The 14,571-nt window shown below is 61.5% G+C and carries 13 protein-coding genes and 2 tRNA genes; 10 read left to right on the forward strand and 5 right to left on the reverse strand.

The features are described 5' to 3' along the window. Positions 1-220: 220 nt before the first annotated feature. Positions 221-958 (reverse strand): osmolarity response regulator transcription factor OmpR, encoded by a 738-nt coding sequence (ompR, locus tag AC1DZE_RS08395; protein ID WP_007866319.1) that lies wholly within the window; start codon positions 956-958, stop codon positions 221-223. A gap of 362 nt (positions 959-1,320) precedes the next feature. Here ompR and AC1DZE_RS08400 point away from each other — a divergent pair, with 362 nt between their 5' ends. Continuing rightward, the gene (locus AC1DZE_RS08400) at positions 1,321-2,037 is read left to right on the forward strand and encodes an SIMPL domain-containing protein (RefSeq protein ID WP_477669236.1); all 717 of its coding nucleotides are present in this window, start codon (positions 1,321-1,323) and stop codon (positions 2,035-2,037) included. Here AC1DZE_RS08400 and AC1DZE_RS08405 read toward each other — a convergent pair. Then, complete coding sequence (locus AC1DZE_RS08405) at positions 2,006-2,554, reverse strand: multidrug/biocide efflux PACE transporter (protein WP_477669613.1); 549 nt, start codon at positions 2,552-2,554, stop codon at positions 2,006-2,008. The genes AC1DZE_RS08400 and AC1DZE_RS08405 overlap by 32 nt on opposite strands. A gap of 122 nt (positions 2,555-2,676) precedes the next feature. Here AC1DZE_RS08405 and AC1DZE_RS08410 point away from each other — a divergent pair, with 122 nt between their 5' ends. After that, positions 2,677-3,585 (forward strand): LysR family transcriptional regulator, encoded by a 909-nt coding sequence (locus tag AC1DZE_RS08410; protein WP_477673617.1) that lies wholly within the window; start codon positions 2,677-2,679, stop codon positions 3,583-3,585. Between the two features lie 143 nt (positions 3,586-3,728). Here the strand turns inward: AC1DZE_RS08410 and AC1DZE_RS08415 are convergent, their stop codons facing one another. After that, on the reverse strand, positions 3,729-4,352 hold the full coding sequence (locus AC1DZE_RS08415; protein ID WP_477673618.1) for an outer membrane beta-barrel protein: 624 nt from the start codon (positions 4,350-4,352) through the stop codon (positions 3,729-3,731). A gap of 214 nt (positions 4,353-4,566) precedes the next feature. On the opposite strand from AC1DZE_RS08415, the gene AC1DZE_RS08420 reads away from it, so the two are divergent. From AC1DZE_RS08420 to AC1DZE_RS08430, 3 genes are all read left to right on the forward strand, one after another. After that, the gene (locus AC1DZE_RS08420) at positions 4,567-5,412 is read left to right on the forward strand and encodes an N-formylglutamate amidohydrolase (RefSeq protein WP_477669239.1); all 846 of its coding nucleotides are present in this window, start codon (positions 4,567-4,569) and stop codon (positions 5,410-5,412) included. A 72-nt stretch (positions 5,413-5,484) separates the two neighbouring features. Further along, complete coding sequence (locus tag AC1DZE_RS08425; RefSeq protein ID WP_477669240.1) at positions 5,485-6,531, forward strand: histone deacetylase family protein; 1,047 nt, start codon at positions 5,485-5,487, stop codon at positions 6,529-6,531. A 1-nt stretch (position 6,532) separates the two neighbouring features. Further along, positions 6,533-7,627, forward strand: a complete 1,095-nt coding sequence (locus AC1DZE_RS08430) for an NAD(P)/FAD-dependent oxidoreductase (RefSeq protein WP_477672700.1) — start codon at positions 6,533-6,535, stop codon at positions 7,625-7,627. A 6-nt stretch (positions 7,628-7,633) separates the two neighbouring features. On the opposite strand, the gene AC1DZE_RS08435 is transcribed toward AC1DZE_RS08430, so the two are convergent. Next, positions 7,634-8,416, reverse strand: coding sequence for a 3-hydroxybutyrate dehydrogenase (locus AC1DZE_RS08435; protein ID WP_477649166.1), 783 nt, complete (start codon positions 8,414-8,416; stop codon positions 7,634-7,636). Between the two features lie 118 nt (positions 8,417-8,534). Between AC1DZE_RS08435 and AC1DZE_RS08440 the strand changes: the two genes are divergently transcribed. The 5 genes from AC1DZE_RS08440 (at position 8,535) to rimO (ending at position 14,307) form a co-directional block, all read left to right on the forward strand. Beyond that, a complete protein-coding gene (locus AC1DZE_RS08440) occupies positions 8,535-9,446 on the forward strand; it encodes an alpha/beta fold hydrolase (RefSeq protein ID WP_477669242.1) in 912 nt (303 codons plus the stop codon). Between the two features lie 82 nt (positions 9,447-9,528). Continuing rightward, a complete protein-coding gene (locus AC1DZE_RS08445) occupies positions 9,529-11,787 on the forward strand; it encodes a RelA/SpoT family protein (protein WP_477672699.1) in 2,259 nt (752 codons plus the stop codon). A gap of 90 nt (positions 11,788-11,877) precedes the next feature. Then, positions 11,878-11,954, forward strand: a tRNA-Val gene (locus AC1DZE_RS08450). 273 nt (positions 11,955-12,227) lie between these two features. Then, positions 12,228-12,719 (forward strand): polyhydroxyalkanoate synthesis repressor PhaR, encoded by a 492-nt coding sequence (gene phaR, locus AC1DZE_RS08455; RefSeq protein WP_477649198.1) that lies wholly within the window; start codon positions 12,228-12,230, stop codon positions 12,717-12,719. A 178-nt stretch (positions 12,720-12,897) separates the two neighbouring features. Continuing rightward, positions 12,898-14,307: a 30S ribosomal protein S12 methylthiotransferase RimO gene (gene rimO / locus AC1DZE_RS08460; RefSeq protein WP_477672698.1), complete on the forward strand. Its 1,410-nt coding sequence runs from the start codon at positions 12,898-12,900 to the stop codon at positions 14,305-14,307. A gap of 130 nt (positions 14,308-14,437) precedes the next feature. Here the strand turns inward: rimO and AC1DZE_RS08465 are convergent. Then, a tRNA-Leu gene (locus tag AC1DZE_RS08465) sits at positions 14,438-14,522 on the reverse strand. Between the last annotated feature and the right edge of the window lie 49 nt (positions 14,523-14,571).

Genomic DNA, 14,571 nt, shown 5'->3' on the forward strand with positions numbered 1-14,571 from the left:
TTGTGTAGCTCCCTGCCCCCCGAGGGGGCCGCCCGCCTGCGGCCTGGCAAAGCCAGTTCCGCGGCTCATGCTGGGTTGAAGAGTTCAGCGGGCAGGACCAGCGGAAGGAGTCTTTTACCAGCATGAGCCGCAGGGCCGGCTTTGCCGGACTGCAGGCGGGTGGCCCCCTCGGGGGGCAGCGCATTACACGAAGCCGAAGGCGCAGTGAAAAGCGTGGGGGCTAGTTCGTTCCGTCCGGCACAAACACGTAGCCGATACCCCAGACCGTCTGGATGTAGCGGGGCACCGCAGCGTCCACTTCGATCAGTTTGCGCAAACGCGACACCTGCACGTCCAGGCTGCGGTCAAAGGGCTCGAATTCGCGTCCGCGTGCCAGCTGTGCCAGTTTTTCGCGGGACAGCGGCTGCCGCGGGTGGCGCACCAGGGTTTTCAGCATGGCGAATTCGCCGGTGGTCAGCGGCAGCTCTTCGCCGTTCTTGTGCAGGGTGCGCAAGCCCATATCGAAGGAAAACGGCCCAAAGGTAATCACTTCCTGGTCGCTGGACGGCGCACCCGGCACTTCAGCCGTCGGCCGGCGGCGCAGCACGGCGTGGATGCGGGCGAGCAATTCACGGGGATTGAACGGTTTTGCCAGGTAATCGTCGGCGCCGACCTCGAGGCCGACAATGCGGTCCACGTCCTCGCCTTTGGCGGTCAGCATGATGATGGGCGTACGGTCATTGGCGGCGCGCAGGCGGCGGCAGATGGAAAGGCCGTCTTCGCCAGGCATCATCAAATCCAGGACGATCAGGTCGACGGCGTCGCGCAGCATGATGCGGTTCAGCGCTTTGCTGTCTTCGGCGAGGATGACCTCAAAACCTTCCTGGGCCAGGTAGCGGCGCAACAGGTCGCGAATGCGGGCATCGTCATCAAGGATCAGGATTTTGTCGGCACGGGCGTTGGGTTGAGCTTGGGTCATAGTCATCTGGTAATTTGTAACAGAGCCATTTTGAAGGCTGAAAAGGCGGGATGTCGCATTTTTCAGTCGGTTTGACACACTGTTACAAAAGTTGCGGCCACATGCAAGTGTGCGTGTTGACTATGGCAATGCGCCTACATTCGATTGAAAAAACACATGTAAAAATAAGCGGCCGCTCCCTGGGCACCGCGCTGGCGGGCCCTTGTAAGAGCAATGCCGGGCGAATGCGCCTGGTTACTTGCGGTGAACAGGCTGCTTGATTTGCAGCGTTCCGGATGTTCACCATGATTTCCCCCTCCATTTCACGCTTGTCTTTTTTAGCCAGAAGCGGCTGAAATTCACCACCCCGAAAGGTAATTCCGATGCGAGCTCCAAAATCGATCGCTTTGTGTGTCCTGTTGGCAGGCGCAGTGCTGGGTAGCCATGCCATGGCCCAGACCAACTTCCACGAATCCCTGCAGAACGTGGCCCAGTTATCGGTCAGTGGCTCGGTGGAGGTGCAGCAGGACCTGTTGTCGATTTCATTGACCACAACCCGTGATGGTGCTGACGCGGGCGTCGTGCAAAGCCAGCTCAGGCAGGCGCTTGAGACTGCGCTGACCCAGGCCAAGCAGGCGGCGGCGCCCGGCCAGATGGAGGTGCGCACCGGGAATTTCAGCCTGTATCCGCGCTATGGCAAGGACGGCAAGATCAATGGCTGGCAGGGCTCCACCGAACTGGTGCTGGAAGGCAAGGACTTCCCGCGCATCACCAGCACGGCGGGCAAGATCCAGACCCTGACCATGGGCAACGTCAGTTTTGCATTGAGCCGCGAGCAGCGCGCCAAAGTCGAGGGCGAGGCCCAGGCGCTCGCAATTGAGCGTTTCAAGGCCAAGGCCAGTGAGGTGGCGCGCAGTTTTGGTTTTGCCGGCTACTCGCTGCGCGAAGTCTCGGTGAATGCCAACGACCAGGGCTCTCCACCGCGTCCCCGCATGATGGCGATGTCGGCCAAGGCCGAAATGGCCGATGCATCAGTGCCTGTGGAAGCCGGCAAGAGCACGGTATTGGTCATCGTGTCGGGCTCTGTGCAGATGAAGTAAGGCACTTGCCGGCGGCAGGCGCTGCACAAAGCAGCGCGGGCGCCGGCTGCTGCCCGCCGGCCGTGCGGCTGGCCAGCTGGGCTTTGCGCGCGTGGCGCGCCACCACCCGTGAGCGGACATGGTCGTAAGCCCAGTTAAAGCAGAAGGTATAGGGCAGGAAGAACAGCACGATCGCAATGTCCAGTACAAAGGCTTCCCACAGGCCGATGTCCAGCCACCAGGCCGCCAGCGGAACCACCGCGATGATCAGGCCGATTTCAAACAGCACAGCATGCACGGCACGCGCCGCCAGCGTGCGCTGAAAGCCCATGCGGCGCTGCGCCCGGTCAAACAGGGCGTTGAACACCATGTTCCAGCTCATCGCCATCAGCGAAACCATCAGGGTCAGCAGGCCCATGTGCGCCAGCGAATAGCCGAGTAGCCAGGCGCCTAGTGGTGCGCAGATGGCGATGGCCAGGATTTCAAAGCCGAGGGCGTGGAAAAACCGTTCTTTCAGGGATTTTTGGAGGCTCATGATGCGCGTTCTAGATGATTTATCGACCGTTGAGGCGAGATGCCTTACTGTCATGACTGTATTTTCATCGCTATTTCGAATACATTAAAATCAATAATCATCGAAAAAATAGATGGAAGACTGCCATGCGCCATTCCCCGGAAGCCTTGACCGCTTTTGCAGAGGCTGCGACCCTGGGTTCGTTCTCGGCTGCGGCCCGCAAACTGGGCAAAAGCCAGTCGACGGTGAGCAGTGCGATTGCCAACCTGGAAATCGACCTTGGCCTGAACCTGTTTGACCGGAGCAGCCGAAAGCCGGCACTGACGGAACACGGACGGGTCATGCTGGGCAAGGTGCAGGAAATCCTCGCTGCCAGTGACCGGCTTGACCGCGCTGCCAGCCAGCTTGGGGGCGGCCTTGAGCCCAGGCTCAGCGTGGTCTGGTCGGACACCTACCAGTCAGACCGGTTTGAAGAAATGCTTTCGGCTTTTGAGAAAAGCTTTCCCGACCTGGAGTTTGAGTGCCTGATTGCCGAACACGGCGACCTGGTGTCGCTGGTGCAAACAGGGCGGGCAAACATTGGCGTGGTAGCAGCCCAGGGCGCTTATCCGCCGGACATCGGTTCGGCCACGATTGCCGAGCAGTCTGAAATCACCCTGTTTGTGGCGGCCGCCCACCCATTGGCCAGCATGAAAGACATCACGCCCGACGTTCTGGTCAATTTCAGGGAGCTGCGGCTGGATACCTATATAGAGATGGAGCAGGGTGCGCAGGGAGTCCGGGGCTCACATGGGGCGCGCCAGTCGCGCCGCGCCTGGTCCGCTCCCAGCTATCTCATGCTGCTGGAAATGGCGGTGTTGGGTTTTGGATGGGCGGCCATTCCGCGCTGGATGGTGGCGCGCTTTGCCGCTGGCAAACTGGTCGAACTTCATGCGCGCGGCTGGCCGCGCAGGGTGCCTGTGGACGCCGTATGGTCACGCCAGCGCCCCTTGGGCCGTGCCGGAACCTGGCTGTTGCAGGAGATGCTGGCACCGCACGTGCACGCGGTTTTATAAGAAGAAAATGCTTGAAAGCAAAGAAGAACGGGCGCAAGCAGCTATGAAATTGATAGTGAGTGCGAAAAGCGAAAATGTGAAAAAAGCCCGCATGCCGTGAAAGGTGCGGGCTTTGGGCTGGTGGCTACGCCGCCACAAACGGCCTAGAAGCGGTAACGCAGGCCTATGCTGGTGGTACTGAGGCGTTCCTTGCTGCCGCCGGGGTACTTCATGTCATGTTCGTCCCACTGCAGCACCGCCGACAAGGTAGGGGTGAATGCCCATTCGGCCCCCAGGCCATACGACACGCCCCAATTGCTTTCGCTGCCTGTGGCAATGCCGGACGCAGGTGCGGCGGACACGTGGCTGCGTCCATAGGTCGTCCCCAGCTTGCCCAGCAGATTGAAGGAGTTGCTCATTGGCAAACGGCCGACCAGGCTCAGGTTGATGCCTTCTGCATCGGTCTGCCCGCCGCCACGGTTGATCTTGCCGAAATCGGTATAGCCCAGTTCCAGGCCGAAGTTGTTGTTGAAATAGCTGCCGCCGTAGATGTTGTACGACGTGTCCCTGTTGTCGGAAGGAAAACCGCCGGCACCGCTTGGCAGGGAAAAGTCTGAGCTGCCCACGTTCAGGCCGAAATAGCGCGAGCCCGGTGCGTAAAACGAATAATTGCTGCTGGACGTGGTGTTGGACGATGTCGAACCGCTTTGGGCGTTGGCCCCTGCGGCCGCAGCCAGGGCAGCAGCAGCCAGCACGGTTGCGGAGAGTTTGCGGGTCAATGATGGCATGGTGGTTCCTTCAATCAATGAATTTTCGGAATGCACTTTTTCTTTTGGAAAAAGCGGTTTAGCGGGCTTTCCGCTGTGAAATTTAAGGGCCGCACCCACACGCTGTTGTGGGGCTAAAAGTTAAAACCCTGTAGGACAAACGGAAGTTTGCGAAAGGGCTGAACCTTGGGGCGCCACCGTCCGTTTGCCAATGTGCTGCTGCTAAAGTCAGTGCATGCCCTCCATTACCTACCTGCCCGGAAGCACTCCGCTGGTTCTTGATTCCCCGCACAGCGGGACGGTGTATCCGGCTGATTTCGGGCATGCCTGCGAGCTCGCCGTGCTGCGCAGCGCAGAAGACACCCATGTCGAAAAACTGTATGACTTTGCGCCGGCATTGGGTGCGCATTGGGTTGAGGCGCATTTCCCCCGAAGCTACCTGGACGCCAACCGCAACACCACCGAAATGGATGTGTCCCTGCTGGAAGCGCCCTGGCCCGAACCGGTAGACGATGATCCCCAGGTCATGTCCAAGGTCCGCCTGGGCAAGGGGCTGATCTGGCGCACCACCGACGAAGGCGTGCCGCTGTATGACCGCAAACTGGGGGTGGCGGAAATCCAGGCGCGCATCGAGCAGTGCTGGAAGCCCTACCACGCCGCCGTGGCGCAGGCGATTGATGCCGCCTGGCGGCAGCGCGGCTACAGCATCCACATCAATTGCCACTCCATGCCGGCAGTGGCTTCGGGCAGCGCCACCGATTTTCCTGGTGAGGCGCATGCGGACTTTGTGGTCGGCGACCGTGAAGGCACAACTGCCAGCAAGGCGTTGTCGACACTGGTGTGTGAGCACCTGCGCGCGCAGGGTTACAGCGTGGCCTACAACCACCCCTACAAAGGCGTGGAACTGGTGCGCCGCTACAGCAACCCGGCCGGGCACCGGCACAGCATCCAGCTGGAGATCAACCGCAAGCTGTACATGGACGAAACCACGCTGGAGATGACACCGGGCGCCGGGCCGCTGAAGGCGACGTTGCGCTCATTGGTCGAGGTGTTGCTGAAGACCGACCCGCGCACACTTTGATGGCGGCGCGCTGCGCTGTTCGGGTAACCACCATCACCTCCTTTTCATGAACGAACCAAACCATTCGCCACCATGCTTACTTTTTTCAGCGACAGCCACCACGATCACGCCCCTGCGTTCGAGTTCTACCGCGGTGAGCGCGTGCCGTGTTTTGAAACCCCGGCGCGCGCCGAGTACGTCAAGGCCCGCCTGAGCGAGCGCGGCCACGAGCTGCGCACGCCCCAGGCCGACAGCCGCACGCTGTTGGCCAAAGTGCACAGTGCCCGTTACCTGGCGTTTCTCGAGCATGCGTGGCGCGACTGGGTGGCGCTTGAAGAGGGCAACGACCAGCGGCAGCCTTTTCCCTCTGTCTGGCCCGTGCGTACTTTGCGCAGCGATGTGGAGCCCGTCAATTTCACCGCACGGCTGGGGCTTTATTCGATGGACAACGGGTCACCGCTTTCCGCGGGGACCTGGACAGCCGCCAAGGCTGGTGCAGATGCCGCCGCCAGCGCTGCCGCTTTGCTGGCGACCGGCCAGTCCGCTGCGCGCGGCGTGTTCTGCTGCAGCCGTCCACCCGGCCACCATGCAGGGGCCGACTTCATGGGAGGCTACAGCTTCCTGAACAACGCTGCAGTCGCTGCCCAGGCGTTTCGGGACGGTGGCGCCGCGCGCGTGGCGGTGCTGGACGTGGACTACCACCACGGCAACGGGACACAAAGCATTTTTTATGACCGCGCTGATGTGCTTTTCGTGAGCCTGCACGGCGACCCCTTGACCGAATATCCGTTCTACCTGGGCTATGCCGACGAAACCGGAGCGGGCGAGGGCGAAGGTTTTAACCTGAATCTGCCGCTGGCCGCCGGTTGTACCGTGCTGCGCTGGTTTGAGGCGCTGGAAGCGGCATGCCTGCGCATCAAGCAGCACCGCGCCGACGCGCTGGTGGTGTCGCTGGGGCTGGACACCTTTGCCGAAGACCCCATCTCCAAATTCGCGCTGCTGCCTGGCGACTTTATCCGCCTGGGCGAACGCCTGGGCAAGTTGGGGTTGCCCACGGTATTTGTGCTCGAAGGCGGTTACGCCGCCGCGGCGCTGGGCACCAATGCCGTCAACGTCATTGAAGGTTTCGAGGGCGTCTGATATGGACCAGGTCGACTGTGTGGTGATTGGTGCAGGCGTGGTGGGCCTGGCGGTGGCGCGTGCGCTGGCCTTGCAGGGCAGGGAGGTAATGGTGCTGGAAGCCGCCGACGCGATAGGCGCAGGCACCAGCTCGCGCAACAGCGAGGTGATTCACGCCGGCATTTACTACCCACAGGGCTCGCTCAAGGCGCGGCTCTGCGTAGAAGGCAAGGGCCTGCTGTACGACTACTGCGCGGAACGCGGCATAGGCCACAAGCGCTGCGGCAAGCTGATCGTAGCGACCAGCGAGGCTCAGGTGGCGCAGCTGCAGGCCATCCGTGAAAAGGCCGCCGCCAACGGCGTGAACGACCTGGTACTGTTGACCCGCGAAGAAGCCCGGGCGATGGAGCCGCAACTCGAATGCGTGGCGGCGCTGCATTCGCCCAGCACCGGTATTGTCGACAGCCACGGCCTCATGCTGGCGCTGCAGGGCGATCTTGAGAATGCAGGCGGGCTTGTGGTGCTTAATTCGCCCCTGGCCCATGCGGAGTGTGCGCAAGCAGCTATTAATTTAATAGCAAAAGACGGTACGGAACTGCAAGCCAGGACCGTCGTCAACGCCGCCGGGCTGCAGGCCCAGCACCTGGCCAGCCGCTTTGCCGGCTTTCCGGCGCAGCATGTGCCGCCCAGCCATTACGCCAAAGGCAACTACTTCACCTTGCCCGGCCGTTCGCCCTTCAGCCGCCTGATCTACCCCGTGCCCGAAGCCGCCGGCCTGGGCGTGCACCTGACCATCGACCTGGGCGGCCAGGCCAAGTTCGGGCCCGATGTGCAATGGGTCGATTCACCCGACGACCTGGTGGTGGACCCGGCGCGCGGCGATGCTTTTTATGCCGAAGTACGCAAGTACTGGCCCGCATTGGCCGACGGTGCGCTCATGCCGGGTTATTCGGGCATACGCCCCAAGATCCAGGCGCCTCATGAGGCTGCCAAAGATTTTCTGATCCAGGGACCGCGTGATCACGGCGTGGCAAGGCTCGTCAATCTTTTTGGTATTGAATCGCCAGGGCTGACAAGCTCACTGGCAATTGGCGACTACGTCAGCCGGCTGCTGTAAAAACTGTTACTGCGCCGCCCAGCCGCCATCCATGTTCCAGGCCACGCCGCGCACGTTGTTGCCTGCGGGCGAGCAGAAAAACACCGCCAGCGCGCCCAGCTCTTCGGGCGTGGTGAACTGCAGCGAAGGCTCTTTTTCGCCCAGCAGTTGCTGCTTGGCGGCTTCGTTGCTGATGTTGCCAGCCGCGGCTTTGGCGTCCACCTGTTTTTGCACCAGGGGCGTCAGCACCCAGCCGGGGCAGATGGCGTTGCAGGTCACGCCTGTGGTGGCGTTTTCGAGGGCGGTGACTTTGGTCAGGCCCACAATGCCGTGCTTGGCGGCAACGTAGGCGGATTTTTCGGCAGAGCCCACGAGGCCGTGGACCGACGCCACGTTGATGATGCGTCCCCAGCCCTTGCCACCGTTGGCAGCCAGCATGGCAGGCAATGCCAGGCGGGTGGCATGAAAGGCGCTGCTCAGGTTGATGGCGATCACGGCATCCCATTTTTCGACCGGGAAGTTCTCCACGCGAGCCACGTGCTGGATGCCGGCATTGTTGACGAGGATGTCGACCTGGCCGAATTGCGCGGCAGCGAACCGCATCATGTCCTCGATGTCGGCGGGCTTGCTCATGTCGGCGCCGTGGTAGGCCACGCGCACACCCAGCGCTTCGATCTCGGCCTTGGGGCCGTCCACGTCGCCGAAGCCGTTAATGACGATGTTGGCGCCTTGCGCTGCCAGCGCCTTGGCGATGCCCAGGCCGATCCCGCTGGTCGAGCCGGTGACGAGAGCTGTTTTACCTTTGAGCATGATGTTTCTCCGGATGATTTACGATGGTTGAGCTGGGATTCTGAACAGCGCGCGGTGCAGGCTGCGCATCGCCGATTTTTCAAGCAATTATCAAGCCTTTGAATTGAACTGCCGCACCATGACCCAACCTACGCTGAACTACGTAAATTGCCCGGACGCCGCAGGCGGGCATCGCATGGCGTACTGGCAATGGGGCCAGCCGGACAGCACGCACGTTGTGGTGTGCGTGCATGGCCTGTCGCGGCAGGGCCGCGATTTTGACGTGCTGGCGCGCACGCTCTGCGAGCAGGCGCCGGACGGCATTCGCGTGGTCTGCCCCGACGTGGTGGGCCGTGGGGAAAGCGACTGGCTCAAAGACCCCATGGGTTACCAGCTGCGAGGCTATGCCGCCGACATGCTGGCGCTGCTGGGCCAGCTGCACGCGCAGGCGCCTGTGGTTTCGCTGGACTGGGTGGGTACCAGCATGGGCGGCCTGATCGGCGTGGCGGTGTGTGGGACGCCTGGTCTGCCCTTGCCCACGGCGGTGCGCCGCCTGGTGCTCAATGACGTCGGGCCGGCCATCCAGTGGCAGGCAATCGTGCGAATCGGCACCTATCTGGGGCAGGCCGGTCACTTCGGGTCGGTGCAGGAAGCGGCCGATGCCATGTGGGCGATTTCCCAAAGCTTTGGCCCGCACACGCCCGAACAGTGGCTGGCGCTGTCGCGTCCCATGCTCCGGCGCGTCTCGGACGCCGCCGATGCCAAGTGGCGCCTGCATTACGACCCGGCCATCGCTGTGCCGTTCAAGCAGGAGACCGAGGACTCCGCGCGCCAGGGTGAAGCCGTGCTCTGGCAGCTCTACGACAATATCAAGGCCGAAACGCTGGTGATCCGCGGCAAGCAGTCGGACTTGCTGAGCTCCCAGACGGCTCAGGCCATGACGGCCCGCGGCCCGCGCGCGCGCCTGGTGGAGTTCGACGGGGTAGGCCATGCGCCCACGCTGATCGCTGCGGACCAGGTGGCCGCCGTGTCGGGTTTCCTGCTTGGGTAGCACCCGGGTATTGAATTGGGTAATGCTGGGTAAGTGCCGCAATGCGGCGCTGCCAGCCTCGCAACTATTTGACTGAAGTTTCATGAAAAGCAATGTGGTCGGGCCCGGTAGCCCGACAGCCTCCCAGGGGGCGAACGCCTCCATCGTGACCGCTACGGCCGACAGCCTGCCGGACCAGCCGCATGCGCTGGCCCGTGCCCGGGCGTTTGCCGAGCCTCTGATCGCCAGCGAAACGCACGACACGGGTGAAAACATCCTGGCGCATGCCGACGCTGTGGCTGCCATCCTGAAAAACATCGGCGGTTCGGAAGCCATGCAGGCCGCGACCTACCTGGTGTATGCGTGCCAGCACCTGAACAAGCCGCAGGAAGTCATCACCAAGGCCTTCGGCGCCAACTACGCTGCACTGGCGCTGGAGACCACCAAATTGGTGCAGGTGCAGCGGCAGGCTCGTACTGCCAATGCCAAGGCGCATCTGCTGGACGACCCGGCCGCGCAAACCGAAAACGTCCGCAAGATGCTGCTGGCGTTTTCGCGCGACTTGCGGGTGGTGATGTTGCGGCTGGCGTCGCGGCTTCAAACCCTGCGCCATTACGCGGCCACCCGGCAACCTGCCCCTTTGCCGTTGGCGCACGAATCCCTGCATGTGTTTGCGCCGCTGGCCAACCGCCTGGGCATCTGGCAGATCAAATGGGAAATGGAAGACCTGGCTTTCCGTTTTCTGGAACCCGATACCTACAAGCAGACAGCCCGCCTGCTGGATGAAAAGCGCGTGGAGCGCGAAGGCTTCATGGAGGCCTTGCGTGCGCAGCTGGAGCGCGAACTGAACCAGAACGGCATTGCCGCGTTGGTGCAGGGCCGACCCAAGCACATCTACAGCATCGTTAAAAAAATGCGCGGCAAGTCGCTCGACTTCGAGCAGGTGTTTGACATCCGTGCCTTGCGTGTGATTGCCGCCGACGTGAAGGGCTGTTATGCCGCGCTCGGTTTTGTGCATTCCCGCTTCACGCCGGTGGACGGCGAGTTTGACGACTACATCGCCAAGCCCAAGTCCAATGGCTACCAGTCATTGCACACCGTAGTGCGTGACGATGGCGGGCGGGCGGTGGAGATACAGGTGCGCACGCAGGCCATGCATGACCATGCCGAGCACGGCGTGGCTGCGCATTGGGCCTACAAGGAGGCGGGTGCCAAGGGTTACGCGGGCGTGTCGGCCAGCAGCGAATATGACGCCAAGATCGCCGTGCTGCGGCAACTGCTCGCGTGGGAGAGGGATCTCTCGGGCCCGGCCTCCCAGCGTGCACGCGACGCCAAGCAGGGCCTGTTCGAAGACCGTATCTATGTTCTGACGCCCGATGCCGCCATCGTGGAGTTGCCGCAGGGCGCGACGACGGTAGATTTTGCTTACAGCGTGCACACCAGCCTGGGACACCGTTGCCGGGGCGCGCGCATTGACGGTGTCATGGTGCCGCTGAATACGCCCTTGCAAAACGGCCAGACGGTGGAAGTGATCACCGTGAAGGAAGGCGGACCTTCGCGCGACTGGCTTAACCCCGAGCTCGGTTTCTTGTGCAGCCACCGTGCAAAGTCGAAAGTCCGCGCATGGTTCAACGCGTTGGCCATGGAGCAAACCGTGGCCCGGGGTCGCGAGGCCGTGGAAAAACTGCTTCAGCGCGAGGGCAAGACCGCCATGAAGCTGGACGACCTGGCGGTGCAACTCGGCTTCAAGGCGGCGGATGATTTGTTTGAAGTAGTGGGCAAGGACGAGTTGTCACTGCGCACGATTGAAAACATGCTCAGGCCGCCCGAACCGGTGTTGAGCCAGGACGACTATGTACTGGCAAAAAAAGCGCGCCCGCCGAATCAGAAATCCAAAAGTGGCGGCGGCGTCTTGGTGGTCGGCATGGGTTCCCTGCTGACGCAATTGGCCAAATGCTGCAAGCCGGCGCCGCCGGATGAAATCCTAGGTTTCGTCACCAAGGGCAAAGGGGTCAGCATCCACCGCAGCGACTGCAGCAATTTTCGCAACATGGCCAGCGGCAGCCCCGACCGCGTGATTGAGGTTGAATGGAACGCACCCAAGACGGCGGATGGCGCGGTGTATCCGGTGGATGTGGCCGTGGAGGCGGCGGACAGGCAGGGCTTGCTGCGCGATATTTCCGAGGTATTCGCCAAGGAAAAAATGAATGTGATTGGTGTGCAGACACAGTCGGTCAAGGACAACCGCGGCGGCACGGCGTGGATGACATTCACCGTTGAAGTTGCGCAATCGGGCCGGCTTAACCAGGTGCTGGCCGTCGTGGCCGAGGTGCCGGGCGTGCGGTCCGCGCGGAGACGTTGAACCCGGCTGCAGGACTTTTTTCGGCAAATTTTCGGGGCGAAGCAAGATAGCCGTTTTGCTTTGCTACAATACGAGCTTCGAACAGTCCTTAGGCGCGTAGCTCAGCTGGTTAGAGCACCACCTTGACATGGTGGGGGTCGTTGGTTCGAGTCCAATCGCGCCTACCAATTCCCTCGACGGTTCCTGATCCAGGTTCTGCATTCTTTGTAATGCGGACTGGCACACAGGGTAAACCAAGGGGATTGAGTACATCAGAATTCCTAGAATGTATTGAGTCCCGGCGTTTCGACGCCGGTCGTCATTCAGAGGAGAAATCAGTGCCAAAAAGCAAATCCACCAGCCCGTCATCCGGCACGCCGCCTTTACAGGGCGACGCCTCTGCCGACGGCACTCCCGGTGCCAAAAGCGGCCGGGCTGCCGGCAAGGCTGCGGCTTCACGAGTGATCAAGAAGTACCCGAATCGCCGGCTGTACGACACCGAGACATCGGCCTATATCACGCTCACGGAAGTCCGCCAGCTGGTGATGGACAGCGCTGATTTTGTGGTGCGCGATGCCAAGACCAATGAAGACCTGACGCGCAGCATCCTGCTGCAGATCATTCTCGAAGAAGAAACCGGCGGTGCGCCGATGTTTACCGAAGCCGTGCTGGCCAACATCATCCGTTTTTACGGGAATGCGATGCAAAGCTTCATGGGCGCCTACCTCGAGAAGAACGTGCAGAGCTTCATGGACCTGCAGGTCAAGATGGCCGAGCAGTCCAAGGGGTTGAGCCCCGAAATGTGGGCCCAGTTCATGAATGCGCAATCACCCATGATGCAGGGCATGATGGGTACTTATGTGGAGCAATCCAAGAACGTTTTCACGCAGATGCAGGAGCAAATGCAAAAACAGAGCGAGCAGATGCTTCAAGCCTTTGGCCTGAAGCGCTAGGAGCCGCATAAACCCAATTTCCGGGCACATGGCTGCGTTGCGCGGTGCTCGGAATCCTCATGCACCCAAGTGCATTCCGGTTCCTGCGCTCCGGGCGCCTTGCCCTGTATCCCGGCAATTGAATTTCTGGCGGCCCCTAGAAGCCCATAGAAATCAGGGACCTGAGACAATACACCCCATGAGCGAAGTTATTTCCCCCCCTGTTTCCGTGAACACCAAGCCCGCGCCGCGCGTTGGCTTTGTCAGCCTGGGCTGCCCCAAGGCGCTGACCGATTCCGAATTGATCCTCACGCAATTGAGCGCCGAGGGCTACCAGACCTCCAAGACCTTTGAAGGTGCGGATCTCGTCATCGTCAACACCTGCGGCTTCATCGACGACGCGGTCAAGGAAAGCCTGGACACCATTGGCGAGGCGCTGGCCGAAAACGGCAAGGTCATCGTTACTGGCTGCCTGGGCGCCAAGGCGGGCGAGGGCGGTGGCAACCTGGTGCGCCAGATGCACCCGAGTGTGCTGGCGGTGACGGGCCCGCACGCCACGCAAGAGGTGATGGACGCGGTGCACCTGAACCTGCCCAAGCCGCATGATCCTTTCGTGGACCTGGTGCCGAATGCCTTTGGCATTGCCGGCATCAAGCTGACGCCCAAACATTACGCCTACCTGAAGATCAGCGAAGGCTGCAATCACCGCTGCACCTTCTGCATCATCCCGTCCATGCGCGGCGACCTGGTGTCACGGCCTATCGGCGACGTGCTCAACGAAGCGCGCGCCCTGTTTGAAGGCGGCGTGAAGGAATTGCTGGTGATCAGCCAGGACACCTCGGCCTATGGCGTCGATGTGAAATACCGCACCGGCTTCTGGGATGGCAAGCCCATCAAGACGCGTATGCTGGAACTGGTGCAGGCACTGGGTGAAATCGCCGAGCCGTATGGTGCCTGGGTGCGCTTGCATTACGTTTATCCGTACCCAAGTGTGGACGAAGTACTGCCGCTGATGGCCACCGGCAAGGTTCTGCCCTACCTGGATGTACCGTTGCAGCACAGCCATCCGGATGTGCTCAAACGCATGAAGCGGCCGGCCAGCGGCGAGAAGAACCTTGAACGCATTGCGCGCTGGCGCGAAATCTGCCCCGAAATTGTGATTCGCAGCACCTTCATCGCCGGTTTTCCCGGCGAGACGGAAGCAGAGTTCGACCATCTGCTGGACTTCATGCGAGAGGCCAAAATCGACCGCGCAGGCTGCTTTGCCTACAGCGCAGTAGAAGGTGCGACGGCCAACGATATTCCGGGCATGCTGCCGCTGGCGTTGCGTGAAGAGCGGCGCGCCCGCTTCATGGCCGTGGCCGAAGCGGTGTCCAGCCAGAAACTGCAGCAGCGCGTAGGTGCAACCATGCAGGTGCTGGTGGATTCGGCGCCGGCGCTAGGCCGAAAGGGTGGCACCGGGCGCTCTTATGCCGATGCGCCGGAGATCGACGGCATCGTCAAGCTGTTACCGCCCGAGAAAATCAGCAAGACGCTGAAAGTGGGCGAGTTCACCCGGGCCCGCATCGTCGGAACCCAGGGCCACGACCTGGTTGCTGTACCTGTTTGATCAAGGTTGCGGACGAAACGCCGAACCTGAAGAGTGGGTCGGCCACAAAAAAGCCACTGGGTCACAGTGGCTTTAATCTTGCTTTATTCCAGAGCTCGTTTCAGAGTCTGGCAAAGCTGTTTGGTGTATCTGGTGCCCGGGAGAGAACTCGAATCTCCACATCTTGCGATACACGGACCTGAACCGTGCGCGTCTACCAATTCCGCCACCCGGGCACAGCTAGCAGTGTACCATTACTTCAATGCTTTCTCAGGCCCGGGCCTT

The organism is Polaromonas sp. P1_F1, from assembly GCF_056405795.1.